This is a genomic window from Candidatus Thiodiazotropha sp. CDECU1, from assembly GCF_963455295.1.
In the GTDB taxonomy this organism is placed as follows: Bacteria; Pseudomonadota; Gammaproteobacteria; order Chromatiales; family Chromatiaceae; genus Thiodiazotropha.
The window spans coordinates 2,893,997-2,911,376 of sequence record NZ_OY734020.1; the positions used below are offsets into that span (position 1 = coordinate 2,893,997).

Here is a 17,380-nt window from a genome sequence, read left to right on the forward strand (position 1 = left end):
TTTCATCAACTATTGTGATGAACCAGCCAGCTGCCATACGACAGACACCGGCCAAGTGTCTGTTTCTCCCTCAGGCGTTACCGCATAGATACCCGAGTAGACTAGAATGTGTTGTGTTCGCACATTGCAACAACAATAAGACATTAATCTATGACTGCCAAAGCCGTTCCTATTGAGCGCGTGCGCAATATTGGCTTGATTGCCCATATCGACGCCGGTAAGACCACCACCACCGAGCGCATACTCTACTATGCGGGCCGCACCCATCAGTTGGGCTCGGTTGACAGTGGCACCACGGTCACCGATTGGATGGACCAGGAACGTGAGCGCGGTATCACCATTGTCGACGCAGCTGTCTCTGCCTTTTGGGATGATCATCAGATCAATCTCATCGACACACCCGGACATATCGACTTTACAGCAGAGGTACAGAGAGCCCTACGGGTGCTGGATGGGGCGGTGGTGGTATTCGATGCCTCCCAGGGTGTGGAGCCCCAAAGTGAAACAGTCTGGCGCCAGGCGGACCGCTATCGGGTTCCGCGTCTCTGTTTTATAAACAAGATGGATCGCGTCGGCGCCGACTTCGAACACGCCCTCAAAACCATTCGCGATCAGCTCGGTGCCAATCCCGTCCCCCTGCAACTGCCCCTGGGGGCAGAAGCGGAATTCGCAGGTGTGATTGACCTGATCCGCATGCAGCTCATCCGCTGGCGGGATGAATTGGGTGCGCATAGGGAGTATGAGGAGATACCCCGGCAACACCTGGCTGATGCGCAAGCTGCCCGTACATCAATGATCGAACAGATCGCCGAAGTGGATGACACCCTGCTCTCAATTTGGTTGGAAGGTGGTGATACCGATGAGGAGATGATCCATGCCGCCCTGCGTCGCGCTACCCTTAGCAATGGGATTGTGCCGGTGCTTTGCGGCAGCGCACTGCGAAACAGGGGCGTTCAACCCCTGCTCGACGCGATGATCCGCTATTTACCCTCTCCCCTCGATATCGGCGAGACCCCGGGTGTTCATCCGGAGAATGGTGAACCGGAGCTACGCACTCCCAGTATTGACGCCCCGCTCTCTGCACTCCTGTTCAAGACCGTCACCGATCCCTATGCAGGTCGTCTCTGTTACGTGCGGGTCTACTCCGGCAGCTTGCAATCGGGTGCCATGGTGCTCAACCCCCGCCACAAGCGAAACCAGCGCATTGGACGCCTGGAGCGGATGTATGCCGAGCGCCGGGAGGATATACAGGCCATTCAAGCCGGGGATATCGCCGCCCTGTTGGGAATGAAGGATGCGATAACCGGCGACACACTTTGCGATCCCAAGCATCCATTACTCCTGGAATCGATCAGCTTTCCCGAACCAGTCATCAAGATCACAGTGGCGCCGATCACTGCGCAGGATAATGACCGCCTGGCGGATGCATTGCACCACCTTGCGGAAGACGATCCCACCTTCAGAGCGGAAACCGATGATGAGACCGGACAGACGATTCTCTCGGGTATGGGGGAACTTCATCTCGAGGTAGTGCTGGATAGATTGAAACGAGAGCAAGGCGTCAATGTACGAACCGGACAGCCCAAGGTTGCCTATAAGGAGACCATCACTCAACCAGCAATGGGTGTTGAAGGTCGATTTGTCAGGCAGACCGGGGGGCATGGACAGTATGGCCATGTTGTGATCGATATAACGCCGGGGGAGACCGGGTCAGGCCTGCTTTTCGAAAACCGCATCAGCGCTGGCGCTATACCAGCCGCTTATATCCCGGCGGTGGAGAAGGGCATCCACGAGGCGGCCCGAAGCGGTGTCATCGGCGGTTATCCCGTTACCGACATCAAAGTGATATTGATCGACGGTTCCGAACACAGCGTGGACTCCAATCAAATGGCCTACCAGATTGCCGCAGGCATGGCGCTACGCAGCGGCTTGGAGCAAGGAGTACCGGTATTGCTGGAACCGATCGTACGATCCGAGGTGCTCACACCGGAAGAACACCTGGGCGATGTGCTGGCACAACTGGCCAATCGACGCGCTGAAATAGATGGCGTCTCGGACCGGCCGGGACAGATCAAGGCGATTCGCAATCAGGTCCCACTTTCAGAGATGTTCGGCTACGCCACGGAGCTACGTTCCGCAACCCATGGCCGCGGATCATTCACCATGGAGATCGACCATTTCGCTGCGGTGCCTGCAGCGATCATGAAGGCCTTGGGGCGATAGGCATTCCTCGCCAATCGCAACCTAACCCGTGAAGGCCTGATCCGATTTCAGATAGGCCAGTTCGTCGGCGGAACTCGTACGGCCCAATATCTCATTCCGGTGAGGAAAACGACCGAAGCGCCGAATCAGTTCTCGATGGTGTTTCGCCCATTTGAGATTCGCCTGCAAGCCCGCCGATTCGAATAACGAAACCGATCTCTCCTGATCGGAGAGGGATTCGCTATGCATGAACGGCAGGTAGAGAAACACCTGCCATGGGGCGGGCATCTGTTGATCGAAACCGGCATCGATGGCAATTCCGGCCACCTCACGGGATTGCTGCTCGGTGGCGAAGGCCTCAGGCTGGTCACGGAACATATTCAAGGGAAATTGGTCGAGCAATATGACCAAGGCAAGACAACCCTCTTTGCTCTCCATCCAACGATCCAGCCCACCCGTTTGCGCGCATTGCCAGAGTCCCAGATAACAATCCTTTACCTCCTGATCAAATGCCGCTGTCGACTTGAAATGCAGCGGCTTGACCCGATCGGAAAACCAAAACTCTATGATCTGGCTTATTTCTGTGTCGTACATGAGAATCCACTAACCGAGTTGACCTCTAACCTCTGATTATTATAGCGCCAAGGCTAATCTCAAATACGATACGCTCTTTCCGGATCGGGTTTCGATCTGACAAAATCCCGATGACAATGGAGGTTAGGCTGACGATTGAGAATAACCCTGATTTTACAATAGTTGTCATTTGCATCCTGCTTACATGCGAGCCCGATTGATAGAATTGGTTACTGGGTATTTGTTCTATTGGGAGCCTATCATGGACCTGACATCTCTATTAATTTTTCTCGCAATCGGTGCAGTAGCTGGATGGTTGGCAGGCACCCTCATGAAAGGCGGTGGATTCGGACTGCTAGGTAACATAATAGTTGGTGTCGTTGGAGCATTTATAGGTGGATGGGTATTCGGCCTGCTTGGACTCTCGGTCAACGGACTGGTCGGTTCATTGATCACCGCAGTTGCAGGTGCTGCAATATTGTTGTTTATTGTCGGACTGATCAAAAAATAGTTCCCCCCATGCGTCAGGTTACATGCGGGATTCATTCGAGCCTGTAGCCTGACACATGAAATCTCTCCAACGCCGATACCTGTCTTTGGCTGTAGCTGGTATTCGGTAATATTCACAATTGTGTTATCCGCTGCCCTATCTATAATCAACTCACACTAGGGATGAGTCCCAGTGCAATGAAAACTGCATTGGAGGGCACTGAACATGACGGGAAACAGCCATCAAGTCCATACCGGATCAAATATATCGCTTCACCCCGCCTCGCTTGGTACCGATCTTCTTCAGGATCCTGAGATAACCGACTATCTCAATAGCCACCAGAGTGTCGCCGAACATATCCGGCGCGCCGCCGATCTGCTCGCAAACGAAGTGGATGGATTGAAATCACTGCATAAACTGCTACCTGCCCTGTCTAATAAAATTATCAATGTTTTCTTCTCCTACAAAGCCAAGGATGAAAATACTGCAAAAGCGGTGGTTGACATTCTGCGTAAAAAATCGGCCGGTAAACTCTCCATCACCTATCAGGCTGATTTCACTGAAAACATTTCAGGTAAACCCTGGCGTGACAAGATCACAACCGAGATCTGCAAGGCAAACTGGTTTATTTTACTCCTGCCGGATCCGAGTGATGACTGGGACTGGTGCCTGTTTGAAACCGGTATTTTCGAAGGTCAGCAATCATCAGCCGATCGGCTGATCTGTCTACACCACCCCGACATTGCAGTTCCCGATCCTATTGACGGCTATCATGCTGTGGCCGCAATACCGTCCGAGGTCGAGAAATTCCTGCGCATGGTCTTTGTCAATGAAAATCCACTCTATGGCCTGGACCCGGTAAATCCGGCCCTGGCAGATAATCTGTCGGAAATATCCGACAAGATTGTTGAAGCCATCAGCCCTCCCCGCAAGAACCTGTTTAAACAACCGTTGATGCCATGGGTTGAAATATGCGTGGATGATCCTCAAAACATGATGCAGATGGAAGACCTCAACCGTGCTGTCATTCGGTATGCCAATAGGGATGCACTGGATCTATTCGACTTCCTCGACCAACCTGACACATGGGGTGATCTTGTAGAGGTCATCGAGAAGTTCTCAAATGACGATCGCTGGCAGAATGAACTCTTCCATGTTGTTCGTAAAATAGGCTCAGGTCGAAGATTCGAGCAGGTTCAAGCGGTATTCAATACGGCGGCGGAAAAAATCTACAAACCTGTCGTCTGCGCCATCGATCGATTGGGAAGAAAGGGAAAAATCGACACCTTCCAGATCGGTTTCATCGAAGAGGTTGGTGCAATCAATGCCGCTGAAATACCGACCGCACTTTCAGCCCTGGCGACCACACTCCGCTACGCTTTCCGCTTTCGCTGGGAGATTCTCGAAAAGTATGCCCCAATCGACCTCAATGAGGATGATATTATTGGCCTTGATAATGCTTTGCAGAGAATCGAACACGATGCTGATTCGCGTGGCGTGAGTGACGAAGAATCGTTGAAGTCACTCTTCTCATCGAAGACTGAGCTGGAGGAGATTTCGCAGATGTACAGCATATGGTATGAGCTGAGAAATCCAGAAATGACAGGGAAATTGGACATTGCTATCAGAGATAGGGACGCACACACGGTAAAATCTATCTTGAATGAGCTGATACCTATGAATAAGCACTTTCTGAACATGACCGCTGAACGCTTCAGCAGTTTGATCAGTAACACATCATGAACTCTTACGGGGTATGATGTGTGGGACCGACAGAGGTGATTTGATATCTTTACCCCATGCTGAAAACACTACTAACCCTCCATTTACTGCTGCTATCTGCCCTCTGCCTGGCAGGACAGTTCGAGGAAAGGCTTGTTGCCGCGTCATTGGATCGCACCCAACATTCGGTTCGATATGACGGATCCTACATACCAATCGCCTACCCTGGCGGTGATGTACCGAACAATATTGGCGTCTGTACTGATGTTTTAATCCGCTCTTATCGTGCACTTGGCATTGATCTTCAACGTCTGGTGCATGAGGATATGGTCTCCCATTTTGACCTCTACCCATCGCGGCGTATATGGGGCCTGACAAAACCCGACAGAAATATCGATCACCGACGGGTACCGAATCTGCAGCGTTTTTTCACCCGACACGGAACGAGCCTGGCTGTTACCCGCCATGCCAGTGATTACAAACCTGGCGATATCGTGACTTGGATGTTGCCCGGAAACCTGCCACATATTGGTATCGTTACCGATAAATTCAATCAACCTACAGGGTCCCCTCTAATCGTCCACAACATCGGTAAAGGTCCCAGGTTGGAGGATATTCTCTTTCGCTACCCGATTACCGGGCATTACCGATATTCGTCAAAATAAGTGCGCCTCAAATATGGTACAGGGTCGGCAGTAACCAACTGTAGGCCAGCCACATGATAAAAATCAGCGGCAACCCCACGCGCACGAAGTCGGAAAATTTATAGTTACCCGCACTCATGACCAACAAGTTGGTCTGATAGGCCATTGGTGTTGCATAGCTCATATTGGCACCAAACAGTACTGCAAGTACGAAAGGCTCCGCTGGCAGTTGAAGCGATTGTGCAATACTGATGGCGATAGGGGTGCCGATAACGGCGGCAGCATTATTGGATACCACATTCGTCAACACTGCCATCACCAAAATCAAAGCACTGAGCACCACAGTTGACGAAGCACCGTAGGTGATATCGAGAAACAGCTGTGCCAGAAAATCACTACCCCCGGTCATCAGCAAGGCATTTCCCAATGCCAGACTGGCGACGATGATCAGAATGACCTGGGCATTCAGGGCACGACTGACATCTCGCCATGAGAGACATCCACAAAACAGCATCAACAAAACCCCTCCAACCGCACTCACGGAGATGGGCAGAATGTTGAATGCGGCGAAGAGAATGATCCCCAGCATGATCATCAGAGAGTAAGGCGCCTTCCTGGTATGGGGCAGATCGGTGGTAGAATCGAGCACCATCACGATAGACTGCTGTTTCAGCTCATTGATCTGGCTGCGCTTGCCCTGTACCAACAAGACGTCACCGATCCTGAGATTGAGATTACCCAGACCTTGCGGCATCGTCTTGATCCGCTCATTGGCTCGGTGAATCGCCAACACCACCAGTTGATAGCTATCGGCAAACCTGATCTCATTCAGGGTCCTATTCTGCAACGGTGATCCCCTGAATATGATCGCCTCTGCGAGTTGTTGATCATGGGCCTGTAACGGATGGTCCTCGTCGACCTCGTCACCTGCGGAATATAGGGTTGCGCCAAGCTGCTGTTCGAACTCTTTCAGATGTGCAGGGGTATCGTGGACCAGGAGTCTGTCACCAGAATGGATCACCGCATCCGGCAGGGGCATTATATAGGTGGTCTCACTGCGTCGAATCCTGTCGACATGCATGGCATCGTGGGTGAGTGCTATCGCTTCAGACAATGTCATTCCCACCGCCAAACTCTCCTCCTTGATGACCAGCTGGGCGGTAAATATCCGCGGAGAACTATCCGCCAGAACCTGCTCACGTCTGGGCAGGATTCGTGGCGCGATCAGCCACAGATAGATCAGTCCCAAGGCATTGGCAATCAGTGCGGGCACGATGAAATCAAACATCTCCATCTTACGCAATCCAAGGTCAGCCGCGACACCTATCACCAACAGGTTGGTCGAGGTCCCAATCGTAGTACTCATACCACCGATCAGGGTTGCGAAGCCCATCGGCATGAGTAGAGAGGATGCATTGGACTTCGTTTGCAATGAAACACTGACCAGAATCGGCAGCAATAGTATGACAATCGGGGTATTATTGATAAATGCGCTGAGAATTCCTGCAATCAGCAGGGTTGCCAAAAACGAGAGACTGGGACTGGCACTCCACAATCTCGCCAGCGTTCTTCCCACCGGTTCCAGCGCCCCGGAACGCACCAGGCCATGCCCGGCCACCATTAATGCACAGACGGCGACCAAGGCCTCGTGTCCAAAGCCCCGAAAAAAATCGATTGCACCAACCACTTCACCAGATACCCCCTGATAGGGAAACAGCTCGAATCCTACTGCAAGCAGTGTCAGTACAAATAGTGAAGAAGTCTCTAACGGAATCTTCTCACGACTAAAAAGTATTAATGCAACAACTGTGAGCGTTAAGACCGAAAGGGTGTGCGGATTTGTCGCTCCATTCTCTAACATGGATTAAGCCTTTTTTGGCGAACATAGGTGCAATATATAGATAACCTTTGTAAAAAACTCCATCCCAATACCATGTTCGATTGAATACCCAACATTAATTTTTTTTTAAAACATCTCTAAAATTATTTCATCTGGCCGCTACATTTCGATCAAATACTATTAAATTGAGAAAAAATGCGAAGAAAATAGTAATTTTATACATAAAAAAAGCTATAAGAGTTGTTCTTATCCGCAACTGCAACTATATTGTGCATGTTCATTCAATCACTAAGGAGTACCAATGGCCTTAAAGAAAACTGTGAAAAAGCGTCGTAGAGCAAAAAGAAAAGTTATCTCCATGGAGACAATAGCCGAAGCTTTACAAGCTGAAGTAAGCTTATCACCTTCCAACAAACGTGCCCTGAGCAGATTGAATGCTGCTGATAAAGCTGTCGCTCGCCAGGAAAAGTTGATGGATAGCTCGGGTGAAAGGGTAACCAAAGCACGTGCTGCCGTTGCCAAAGCAAGAACCCCAGCCAGCAAGGAAAAGGCAAAACAGCGTCTAAGCGCTGCCCAGGCCAAAGTGAAAGAGGTCAAAGCGGCCCGTACGGCGGCTATGGCTGATCAGCGCAAAGCCCAGCGGCTTGCAAAAGGTCTCTATATGGCTATGCAGAGATCGCGCGCCAAGATGGTTAAAGAGTATGAAAAAGTGGCCGCATCACTCGAAAAAGCGGTTGATAAAAAGACCCGACGCCGGCGTAGAAGCAAAACGAAAGCTGTTGCCTAAGCATAATCCATAGCCACTAGGCAGCTTTCGATATATCTCTGTCTTGGTTGGTAGACCCACCAAGACAGAGGGCATCACTCCCCTCCTTCCGCCACCGCGGGATTTCTCCTAGCAGCCAGATAGCGAATAATCGCTTTCTCGATCTCCACCAGAAACAGCACAGAAGCAGAGATCATGACGATTCGGAGCCAGACTGATATATCGAGCGCCTGGGTCCCGAACAACATCTGCAGCTGGGGTTGATAAGTGAAGGCCATCTGGAAAAGCAACAGCAACCCAATGGCAAAAAGTACGTAGCGGTTTCCCACCAAGCCCTTCAGATTAAGTACCGATGCGGTCATATATCGGGCGTTGAAGAGATAGAATATCTCGAACATGACAAGGGTATTCACCGCAGCAGTTCTTGCCTGCTCGATACTCATACCCTGCTCTCGCGCCCAGCCAAAAAGACCAATGGTACCCACCGTCAAGATCGCTGAGACAAAGGCAATACGCCACAACAGACGACCCGTAAGCAGGGGTGCGTCGGAATTCCGTGGTGAACGACGCATAACATTCGCTTCCGAAGGCTCCATTGCCAATGCCAGGGCCAGGGTCACCGCCGTAATCATATTCACCCATAGGATCTGTACCGGTGTCAGGGGCAGTTGATGAAATCCCAGCACGATTGCAGACAGGATGATCAATGCCTCGCCACCGTTGGTCGGCAAGATGAAGAGGATCGCTTTTACCAGGTTATCGTAGACGGTGCGTCCCTCTTTGACGGCATCCACAATGGCAGCGAAATTGTCATCCGCGAGCACCATTTCAGAGGCCTCCTTTGCCGCCTCTGTACCGTTCAATCCCATCGCGGTACCCACATCCGCCCGTTTCAATGCCGGCGAGTCGTTCACACCATCACCGGTCATGGCCACAACCCATCGCATTGCCTGCAACTGGGTGACAAGACGCAACTTATGCTCCGGAGTGACCCGGGCGTAGACATCGATATCGGCAACGCAACCACGTAAGGTGTCATCATCCATTGCGTCCAATGCCTGGCCGGTCAACACCTGATCGGTATTCACCAGATTCAGTTGACGGGCGATAGCCAGGGCGGTGATGCTATGATCTCCGGTAATCATCTTTACCCTGATACCGGCCTGGGCACAGACCTTTACCGCACTGATAGCCTCATCCCTGGGTGGATCGATCAAACCGAACAAACCCAATAGAATCATGTCATCTTCAACATCCTCATAGTTCAGTTCCATCTTGTCATGGGAAACCGGTTTCACCGCTACCGCCAGCACCCGCTGACCCTGTCCCGCCATGGTTTCAATACATTCTGTCCAACGCTTCAGATCCAGGGGGCAATCTCCAGCCAAAGATTTTTGCTGGCTGCAGCGTTTCAACAATTGCTCCGGTGCACCTTTGAGCATTATAAAAGCGCTCCCGGAATGACTATGGTGAAGCGTCGCCATGAAGCGGTGTTCCGATTCAAATGGTATGAGATCGTTGCGCGGGTATTGTTTATTGGCCATGTCGATATCCAACCCGGCCTTTAAACCGGCGATCAACAGAGCACCCTCCATAGGGTCGCCGTGTATTCGCCACATTCCATCGTGCAGCTCAAGGGATGCATCGTTGCAGAGAACAGCCACGCGGCTCATCATACTGAGCATGGACTGCTCGTCAGAGCCAATTTCATGCCCATCAAGGACGATGGCCCCATGGGCATCATAGCCGGTTCCAGTCACTTGATAGATCTGTTCGGCGGTTGCCATGCTTCGCACCGTCATTTCGTTGCGGGTGAGGGTGCCGGTCTTGTCGGTACAGATCACCATTACTGAACCCAGGGTCTCGACTGCCGGTAGCTTTCTGATGATGGCGTTTCGTTGCGCCATGCGTTGCACACCGATGGCCAATGTAATTGTCATGATAGCGGGCAACCCCTCAGGTATTGCCGCAACCGCGAGACTGACAGAGGCGAGAAACATCTCGGTCATACTGTAGTCCCGAAATACCACACCATAGAAAAAGGTAAACAGTGCGATCACCAGAATACCTACTGTCAGCCAACGCCCGAATTGGGCCACCTGGCGCAGGAGTGGTGTGGTAACCTGCTCTACTTCGATGACCAGAGAACCGATGCGGCCTATCTCCGTATCGGCGCCAGTGGACACCACTACACCATTTCCCTTGCCGTGGGTCACCAGGGTTCCGGAATAGGCCATGTTCGATCGATCCGCCAACATTACTTCAGGAGAGAGTGGCAAGGCATTCTTTTCCACTGCCGTCGATTCACCGGTCAATGCAGACTCCTGTATAAGTAGTCCTTTGACCTGAATCAGGCGCAGATCCGCCGGCACTCTGTCCCCTGACTGGAGTAGAACCACATCCCCCACAACCAGCTGTTCAGCATCGATGGATATCTGTTTCCCATCACGCAGGACCATTGCCCGGCACGACAGCATCTGCCGGATAGCCTTTAAGGCGTTCTCTGCCTTGCCTTCCTGAATATGGCCGATCAGGGCATTAATAAACACCACGCCAAAAATAACGCTGGCATCCAGCCAGTGTTGCAGCAGTGAGGTAACCACCCCGGCGATAATCAGGACATAGATAAGGACGTTGTGAAACTGATAGAGAAATCGCACCAATGGATGGCGCGTCTGGGGCTCCGCCAAACGATTGGGACCGAATCTCTGCAAACGGAGAGTCGCTTCTTGCTTCGACAATCCACCATCATCACCGTCGACACGGCGAAACAGGGTTTGCATATCGACTGTATGCCAAGGTGTGGGATTTGAGTCTTGAGGGGATTCAGGAGTGAACACCGTTCTATTGTCCCCCTTTTTTCACCATCCGCTTGGATGCTGAATAGTTTAACGGGAGATAGAATTCAATACACCACCAAACCAAGATAGTCATCGCCAGACCTGCCTGCACCCGAGTTCACACAGTTAAACGACCTACATCAATTATAATAGATTCAATGGAGGTAGAGACGCTGATGACATCCACAGACATCCATATAAATGACAAGGGTATACCCCTGATACTAAGCTACCAGGGCGCGCTGGAATTCCATCAGGGCAATGCCTACTGGGGCTGTGCACTCGCCTTCAGGATGTTGCAATATGCCGCCAAGCTGCTCTCCCGCGAGAAGACCTGGGAGCGGCAAAAACTCACCATTGAGAGCGGGCACCCGGGACCGGGAGTGAGAGATACCATCGAGTATGTCACTGGCTGCGTCTCCACCGGTCGATATCTATTGACCTGCGGCACCACCGAGGCCCGTTGCGTGAGTGACATGGAGTACAGCTGGAAGGTAAGTGACGGCAACCAAGCACTACAGTTAACACTGGCTGAAGGTATTGTGTCACCCGAGTTCCTGGGACTGCTCGACAAGATCAACCGGAATCAGGCTGACGAGGAGCATCATGAACGTCTGGAAATCCTTAAAAAGAGCATGACGGAGAAGATCTGGTCACTCGATCTCGAGCAGGCCTTTCCGAATGTCCAGCTGACTGAGACCTGAGCCCCAGCTTCCACCAAGGGTGGTTTCCATCAACAGAAAATCAGGATTGTCTCAATGGCGGCTTGATCCATGCCAAATTGACAATAATCCACCAAAAGTAAGTAAAAAAATAGATATATTCAATAATTCTAATTTATATTCAATACCTTATTTAATAGCTGATAAATAAACTTAGTTATTGCGTTTCGCCCCGACTTTGTCATATTCTCTTGACCCAGATCAATAAAACAACTGATCTAGATCAAAAAAACGACGCCATGCAGTATCGGCAGTCAGAGCTAACTGCAGGATCTCAAATGGTCTTTAGGGCGCCCCGAACTAGTAACGATGATGAAGCTGTACTCGTCGTCCAACCCAATAGAAACCTGACCTGGAGTCAGTCCAAGTGGCTGTTCCTGTTTTTTGCTGCCTGTATCGGTCTGGTCAGTCTCTATTTTCTCTCCCTCGGCGCCTGGCTGGTCCTACCCTTCACCGGACTGGAGATCATCATCGTCGGCATCGCCATCTATTGTCAGAGCTGTTGTGCCCATACCCAGGAGATCATCCATATCGATGCGACCCATGTGAGGGTTAGTGACAATCGCCGTCCTAAAGCGGAGAGATGTTTTCACAAGGCCTGGCTGAAAATCATTCAAAACCATGATCCCAAAGGCTGGTATCCAAGCCGTCTGATGATCGGGTCCCATGGCGAATTCATAGAAATAGGCAAAAATCTTTTGGAAGAGGAGCGAGAGATGCTCGCCAACAATCTTAGAAACGCAATCGAGGGCTTCTGATCGGCATGCATAATAATCACAAGACAGAAACACGAGATTCCAACACCAACTCTCGTTTTAACCTGAAACAGGCCAACCGTTCGCCAAGGCGCAATTTCTGGCTATTGGCAGCTTTGTCCGGAGCCACGGGAAGTGCTGCGGCTGAGTACGGTGTCAACTTCCCCGAACCCGCAGCTGAAGTCGCCCAGCAGATATTCGATATTCATATGATGACCATGACTATCGCCACTGTGCTGCTGATCATCGTCTTCGCCTTTGTCTTCTATTCGCTCTATTTTCATCGTAAGAGCCGTGGTTATCCAGCCGACCAGGAGTTTCACAACTCCTGGTTTGGCAACTGGTCCTGGGTCATCGTGCCGGTGATGGTATTGGGCGTGGACCTGACCATCGCGGGCAAGGCGGATGCGGTGCTGAAAATGGTCTGGGATGTGCCAAAGGAAGAGAACATCATGGATGTGAAGGTAACCGGCCACCAGTGGTGGTGGGAGTTCGATTATCTGGATCACAATATCAAAGTGGAGAGCCGCTATGTACCGGAGGAGGAGTCCGGCGATCTCTATTTACGCGAGGTCGACAACCGCCTGGTGCTGCCCACTGGGGTCAAGATCCGCTTTCTCCACACCTCCGCGGATGTCCTGCATGCATTCTGGGTACCTGAACTGGCAGTGAAAAAGGATGCCATTCCCGGTTATGTCACCGAGACCTGGGCCGAGCTCAACCGTGAAGGTGTATTTCGCGGTCAGTGCGCCGAACTCTGCGGCACCTGGCACTCCCGCATGCCCATCGTGGTGGAATCGGTTTCACAGGAGAAGTTCGCGGCCTGGGTAGACGATCAAAAGGCGGTCAAGCTGGCTGCCGCGGCTGAGGCAAGCGCCGACAAGACCTGGAGCCTGGACGAACTGATGGCTAAGGGTAAGCCCCTCTACGATACCAAGTGCGGGGCCTGCCATCAGGCTACAGGCCTGGGCCTGCCACCCGCCTTCCCCGCCCTCAAGGGCTCCGCCATTGCCACCGGGGCAATTGCCGATCACCTGAATATCGTCATCAAGGGTAAAGAGGGGACCGCCATGCAGCCCTGGGGCTCGCTCAACGATCTGGAGATCGCGGCGATCGTGACCTATGAACGCAATGCCTGGGATAACAACACGGGTGATGTCGTGCAGCCTGCAGACGTCAAACAGGCCAGATAGAGGAGAATTCGAACATGAGTACAACCACTCTGACCCATGATGAGGCACATCATCACGAGGCACCGAAGGGCTGGCGCCGTTGGCTGTTCAGCACCAACCACAAGGACATCGGCACCCTCTACCTGCTGTTTGCATTGGCCATGCTGTTCCTGGGCGGCGCCAGTGCCATGTTGATCCGTATGGAGCTGTTCCAACCGGGCATCCAGTTTCTCGATCCCGATTTGTATAACAACCTGGTCACCAACCATGCCTTGATCATGATTTTCGGCGGGGTGATGCCGGCGGCCGCGGGTTTGGCCAACTGGATGATCCCGATGATGATCGGCGCACCGGACATGGCCCTGCCACGTATGAATAACCTCAGCTTCTGGGTGTTGCCGGCGGCCGCGACCATGCTGATCCTCTCCTTCGTGGTGCCCTTCTTCCCCGGCGGCGGCACCCAGATCAATACCGGCTGGACCCTCTATCCCCCGCTGTCGGTACAGGTCGGCATGTCCATGGACTTCCTGATCTTCGCCATCCACCTGCTGGGTATCTCCTCGGTGCTGGCCTCGATCAACATCATCGTCACCCTGCTGAATATGCGTGCGCCGGGCATGACCATGTTTAAGATGCCGATGTTCTGCTGGACCTGGCTGGTCACTGCCTTCCTGCTGATCCTGGTGGTGCCGGTACTCGCAGGCGGTGTCACCATGCTGCTGTTCGACCGTCATTTCGGCACCAGTTTCTTCGATGCAGCCGGCGGTGGTGATCCAGTCCTGTTTCAACACCTGTTCTGGTTCTTCGGTCATCCCGAGGTCTACATCCTGCTGTTGCCCTCCATCGGGGTACTTGCCCATGTAATTCCGACTTTTGCGCGTAAGCCGCTGTTCGGATACAAATCGATGGTCGGCGCCATGCTGGCCGTGGCCACCATCGGCATGGTGGTGTGGGCGCACCATCAATACACCATCGGTATGTCCCTGGGAGCGGTCACCTACTTTATGATCGGCACCATTCTGATCTCCATACCGGTGGGCCTGATGGTATTCAACTTCATCGCTACCATGTGGCGGGGCGCCATGACCTTTGAGACCCCGATGCTGTTCGCGGTAGGTATCGTCCTGATGTTCACCTTCGGGGGTTTGAGCGGCGTCATGTTGGCGGTGGTACCCGCTGACATGCAGTATCACGACAGTATGTTCGTGGTTGCCCACTTCCACTATGTGCTGATGCCGGGTGCGGTATTCGGCCTGTTTGCCGGGGTCTTCTACTGGCTGCCGAAATGGACCGGACATATGTATGACGAGAAGCTGGGGAAACTCTTTTTCTGGACCAATGTCATCGGCTTCAACATCACATTCTTCCCGCAGCACTTTCTCGGCTTGGCGGGAATGCCGCGACGCATCGTCGACTACAACATGATGTTCACTGAGTTCAACGTAGTGTCGAGTATCGGAGCGATAGTCTTTGGCCTCAGCCATCTGCTGCTGCTGTATATCGTCATCAAGACCATCCGTGGTGGCAAGAAGGCTGAAAGCAGGGCCTGGGAAGGCGCCAAAGGCCTGGAATGGGAGTTGGACTCTCCACCGGCCTTCCACACCTGGACTGTCGCCCCCCAGATCAAGTAGGAGTTAGAGGACGATGAGAATACCTGCATATCAAACCGCGGAATTGAGACGCAAGAACCTGCGCTTGGCTTGGGGCTTGGCCGGACTGGCCCTGTTCTTCCTTGTGACCTCTTTCCCTTTCTGGTCCGGCATCTTCCGGATAGTCGGCACACAGGCTACGCAATGAAGCAACAGGTATCAGACAATCAGCGCAAGAACCGCCGCACGACCTTGATGTTGTCCGGACTGGTGCTGGCGATGTTTGGCTTTGGCTTTGCCCTGGTACCCTTATACAACCTGTTCTGCCAGATTACGGGGACCCAATCCCTCGCTCAACGCAGCGCCATCGGCCAGGTCGCTGCAACTTCTGACCGGGTAGACCAAACCCGCTGGGTCACGGTGAAGTTCGACACCACGGTAAACCCGAACCTGCCCTGGGAGTTCGTGGCCGAAACCACCAAGATGCGTGTCCATCCGGGGCAGATCTACGAGGTCAATTTCCTCGCGCGAAACCGCAGCCACAGCGCCGTCACCGGGCAGGCCATACCCAGTGTGGCGCCATGGCAGGCAACACCCTATTTCAGCAAACTTGAGTGTTTCTGCTTCAACAAGCAGAAGCTTGACGGCAGCCAGAAGACCACCATGCCGTTGCAGTTCATGGTGTCGACGGAACTGCCTGATGAGATCAACTCATTGACGCTCTCATACAGTTTCATGCGCCTGAAAGAGGAGCAAAAGGACAAAAAGAACGATCAGGATAGTGAACTTCCGCCCATGATTGCGGCAACCCCCGATCAATAGCTAACAGACCAGATCAAGCAAACACCATGACTATGACAACAAGATCAATATCGAGAGGAGTATCAGCATGTCGGTAAAGGAACACAGCGGGGATTATTTCATACCCGATCCCAGTCCCTGGCCCATCATTGGCATGGCATCCCTGCTGACTACCCTGTTCGGCGCAGCACTGGCCATGAACGGGGTCTCCATCGGCGGCTACATAGTCTTCGCCGGCCTGCTGCTCTTCTTCTTTCTGCTGTTTGGCTGGTTTCGGGATGTCATCGGAGAGAACCTGAACGACTGTTATAACAAACAGGTCGATACCTCATTCCGCATGGGGATGTTCTGGTTCATTGCCTCGGAGGTGTTTTTCTTTCTCACCTTTTTCGGCTCGCTCTACTATATCCGCAACATTGCCCTGCCATGGCTCGGTGGAGAGGGTTACCTGGGCATGTCGAATGAGATCCTCTACAGCGGATTCGAGGCAGCATGGCCATCCCACGGCCCCGGTGAGCTGGGGGGTGCCTTCCAACCGATGGGCGCGTGGGGCATTCCCGCCATGAATACCCTGATCCTGCTCACCAGTGGCGTCACCATCACCTGGGCCCATTGGGGATTAAAACTCGATAATCAGAAACAACTGGTTTGGGGTCTGATTGCAACCATTGCCCTGGGTCTGCTGTTCGTCGCACTCCAGGCCTATGAATATATCCACGCCTACTCCGAGCTGAATCTCACCCTGGAAACGGGCGCCTATGGCTCCACCTTTTACATGCTGACGGGATTTCACGGCTTTCATGTCACCATGGGTGCGGTGATGTTGATGGCCATACTCGGCCGCAGCATGAAGAGCCACTTCAGCGCCCATAACCATTTCGCCTTTGAGGCGGTGGCCTGGTACTGGCATTTTGTTGATGTGGTCTGGCTGGGTCTCTTTATATTCGTCTACTGGCTCTAAGGCCACTATTGAGGCAGCAGACTATGAGGCTGAAGCAGACCGAAGAAATATCCTGCCATGAGTAGAATGAACAGCAACAGCGATAGTACTACCCTTAGGGTCAAGGCGCGCACCACGCGGGTACTGTCGTTCTTGCCATCGTCCTTGGCCATATAGTACATCCCCTGAAACAGGCTGAAGAGGATGAATCCCAGGACCAGCAACACAGGTAGTTTGTATATGATATCCATGATCGCTCCCAATCCGGACTTGATATGCTATGCCTGCCGCTACCACAATAGCAGAAACAGATAATTTCACTAT

The 17,380-nt window shown here is 52.5% G+C and carries 16 protein-coding genes; 12 read left to right on the forward strand and 4 right to left on the reverse strand.

What is annotated here, in order from left to right; translation table 11 throughout:
• The first annotated feature begins 150 nt into the window (after positions 1–150).
• A complete protein-coding gene (fusA, locus tag R2K28_RS13150; protein ID WP_316364992.1) occupies positions 151–2,223 on the forward strand; it encodes an elongation factor G in 2,073 nt (690 codons plus the stop codon).
• A 21-nt stretch (positions 2,224–2,244) separates the two neighbouring features.
• On the opposite strand, the gene R2K28_RS13155 is transcribed toward fusA, so the two are convergent.
• A complete protein-coding gene (locus tag R2K28_RS13155) occupies positions 2,245–2,796 on the reverse strand; it encodes a DUF924 family protein (RefSeq protein ID WP_316364993.1) in 552 nt (183 codons plus the stop codon).
• 241 nt (positions 2,797–3,037) lie between these two features.
• Between R2K28_RS13155 and R2K28_RS13160 the strand changes: the two genes are divergently transcribed.
• The 3 genes from R2K28_RS13160 (at position 3,038) to R2K28_RS13170 (ending at position 5,652) form a co-directional block, all read left to right on the forward strand.
• The gene (locus R2K28_RS13160; protein ID WP_116446633.1) at positions 3,038–3,286 is read left to right on the forward strand and encodes a GlsB/YeaQ/YmgE family stress response membrane protein; all 249 of its coding nucleotides are present in this window, start codon (positions 3,038–3,040) and stop codon (positions 3,284–3,286) included.
• A gap of 204 nt (positions 3,287–3,490) precedes the next feature.
• Positions 3,491–5,008 (forward strand): hypothetical protein, encoded by a 1,518-nt coding sequence (locus tag R2K28_RS13165; RefSeq protein WP_316364997.1) that lies wholly within the window; start codon positions 3,491–3,493, stop codon positions 5,006–5,008.
• A gap of 56 nt (positions 5,009–5,064) precedes the next feature.
• Entirely contained in the window at positions 5,065–5,652 is a 588-nt protein-coding gene (locus R2K28_RS13170; RefSeq protein WP_316364999.1) for a DUF1287 domain-containing protein, read from the forward strand.
• A gap of 7 nt (positions 5,653–5,659) precedes the next feature.
• On the opposite strand, the gene R2K28_RS13175 is transcribed toward R2K28_RS13170, so the two are convergent.
• A complete protein-coding gene (locus R2K28_RS13175) occupies positions 5,660–7,492 on the reverse strand; it encodes an SLC13 family permease (protein ID WP_316365002.1) in 1,833 nt (610 codons plus the stop codon).
• Between the two features lie 280 nt (positions 7,493–7,772).
• Here R2K28_RS13175 and R2K28_RS13180 point away from each other — a divergent pair, with 280 nt between their 5' ends.
• Positions 7,773–8,258, forward strand: coding sequence for a hypothetical protein (locus R2K28_RS13180; RefSeq protein ID WP_116447116.1), 486 nt, complete (start codon positions 7,773–7,775; stop codon positions 8,256–8,258).
• Between the two features lie 74 nt (positions 8,259–8,332).
• On the opposite strand, the gene R2K28_RS13185 is transcribed toward R2K28_RS13180, so the two are convergent.
• A complete protein-coding gene (locus R2K28_RS13185; RefSeq protein WP_316365006.1) occupies positions 8,333–11,020 on the reverse strand; it encodes a cation-transporting P-type ATPase in 2,688 nt (895 codons plus the stop codon).
• 233 nt (positions 11,021–11,253) lie between these two features.
• On the opposite strand from R2K28_RS13185, the gene R2K28_RS13190 reads away from it, so the two are divergent.
• The 7 genes from R2K28_RS13190 to R2K28_RS13220 all read left to right on the forward strand — a co-directional run bounded on the left by R2K28_RS13190 (position 11,254) and on the right by R2K28_RS13220 (position 17,077).
• Positions 11,254–11,781, forward strand: coding sequence for a hypothetical protein (locus R2K28_RS13190; RefSeq protein WP_316365009.1), 528 nt, complete (start codon positions 11,254–11,256; stop codon positions 11,779–11,781).
• Positions 11,782–12,077: 296 nt separating this feature from the next.
• Entirely contained in the window at positions 12,078–12,557 is a 480-nt protein-coding gene (locus R2K28_RS13195; RefSeq protein ID WP_316365012.1) for a DUF2244 domain-containing protein, read from the forward strand.
• A 5-nt stretch (positions 12,558–12,562) separates the two neighbouring features.
• Entirely contained in the window at positions 12,563–13,747 is a 1,185-nt protein-coding gene (gene coxB / locus R2K28_RS13200; protein WP_316365013.1) for a cytochrome c oxidase subunit II, read from the forward strand.
• 14 nt (positions 13,748–13,761) lie between these two features.
• Positions 13,762–15,357 carry a cytochrome c oxidase subunit I gene (gene ctaD, locus R2K28_RS13205; RefSeq protein ID WP_316365015.1) on the forward strand — a complete coding sequence of 532 codons (1,596 nt, stop codon included), beginning with the start codon at positions 13,762–13,764 and terminating at the stop codon, positions 15,355–15,357.
• A 13-nt stretch (positions 15,358–15,370) separates the two neighbouring features.
• Positions 15,371–15,523: a hypothetical protein gene (locus tag R2K28_RS13210; protein ID WP_316365017.1), complete on the forward strand. Its 153-nt coding sequence runs from the start codon at positions 15,371–15,373 to the stop codon at positions 15,521–15,523.
• Positions 15,520–16,137 (forward strand): cytochrome c oxidase assembly protein, encoded by a 618-nt coding sequence (locus R2K28_RS13215; protein ID WP_316365019.1) that lies wholly within the window; start codon positions 15,520–15,522, stop codon positions 16,135–16,137. Before R2K28_RS13210 ends, R2K28_RS13215 begins: the two co-directional genes overlap by 4 nt.
• A 67-nt stretch (positions 16,138–16,204) precedes the next feature.
• Positions 16,205–17,077, forward strand: coding sequence for a cytochrome c oxidase subunit 3 (locus tag R2K28_RS13220; protein ID WP_316365022.1), 873 nt, complete (start codon positions 16,205–16,207; stop codon positions 17,075–17,077).
• A 5-nt stretch (positions 17,078–17,082) separates the two neighbouring features.
• On the opposite strand, the gene R2K28_RS13225 is transcribed toward R2K28_RS13220, so the two are convergent.
• A complete protein-coding gene (locus R2K28_RS13225) occupies positions 17,083–17,307 on the reverse strand; it encodes a twin transmembrane helix small protein (protein WP_116447123.1) in 225 nt (74 codons plus the stop codon).
• Positions 17,308–17,380 lie beyond the last annotated feature (73 nt).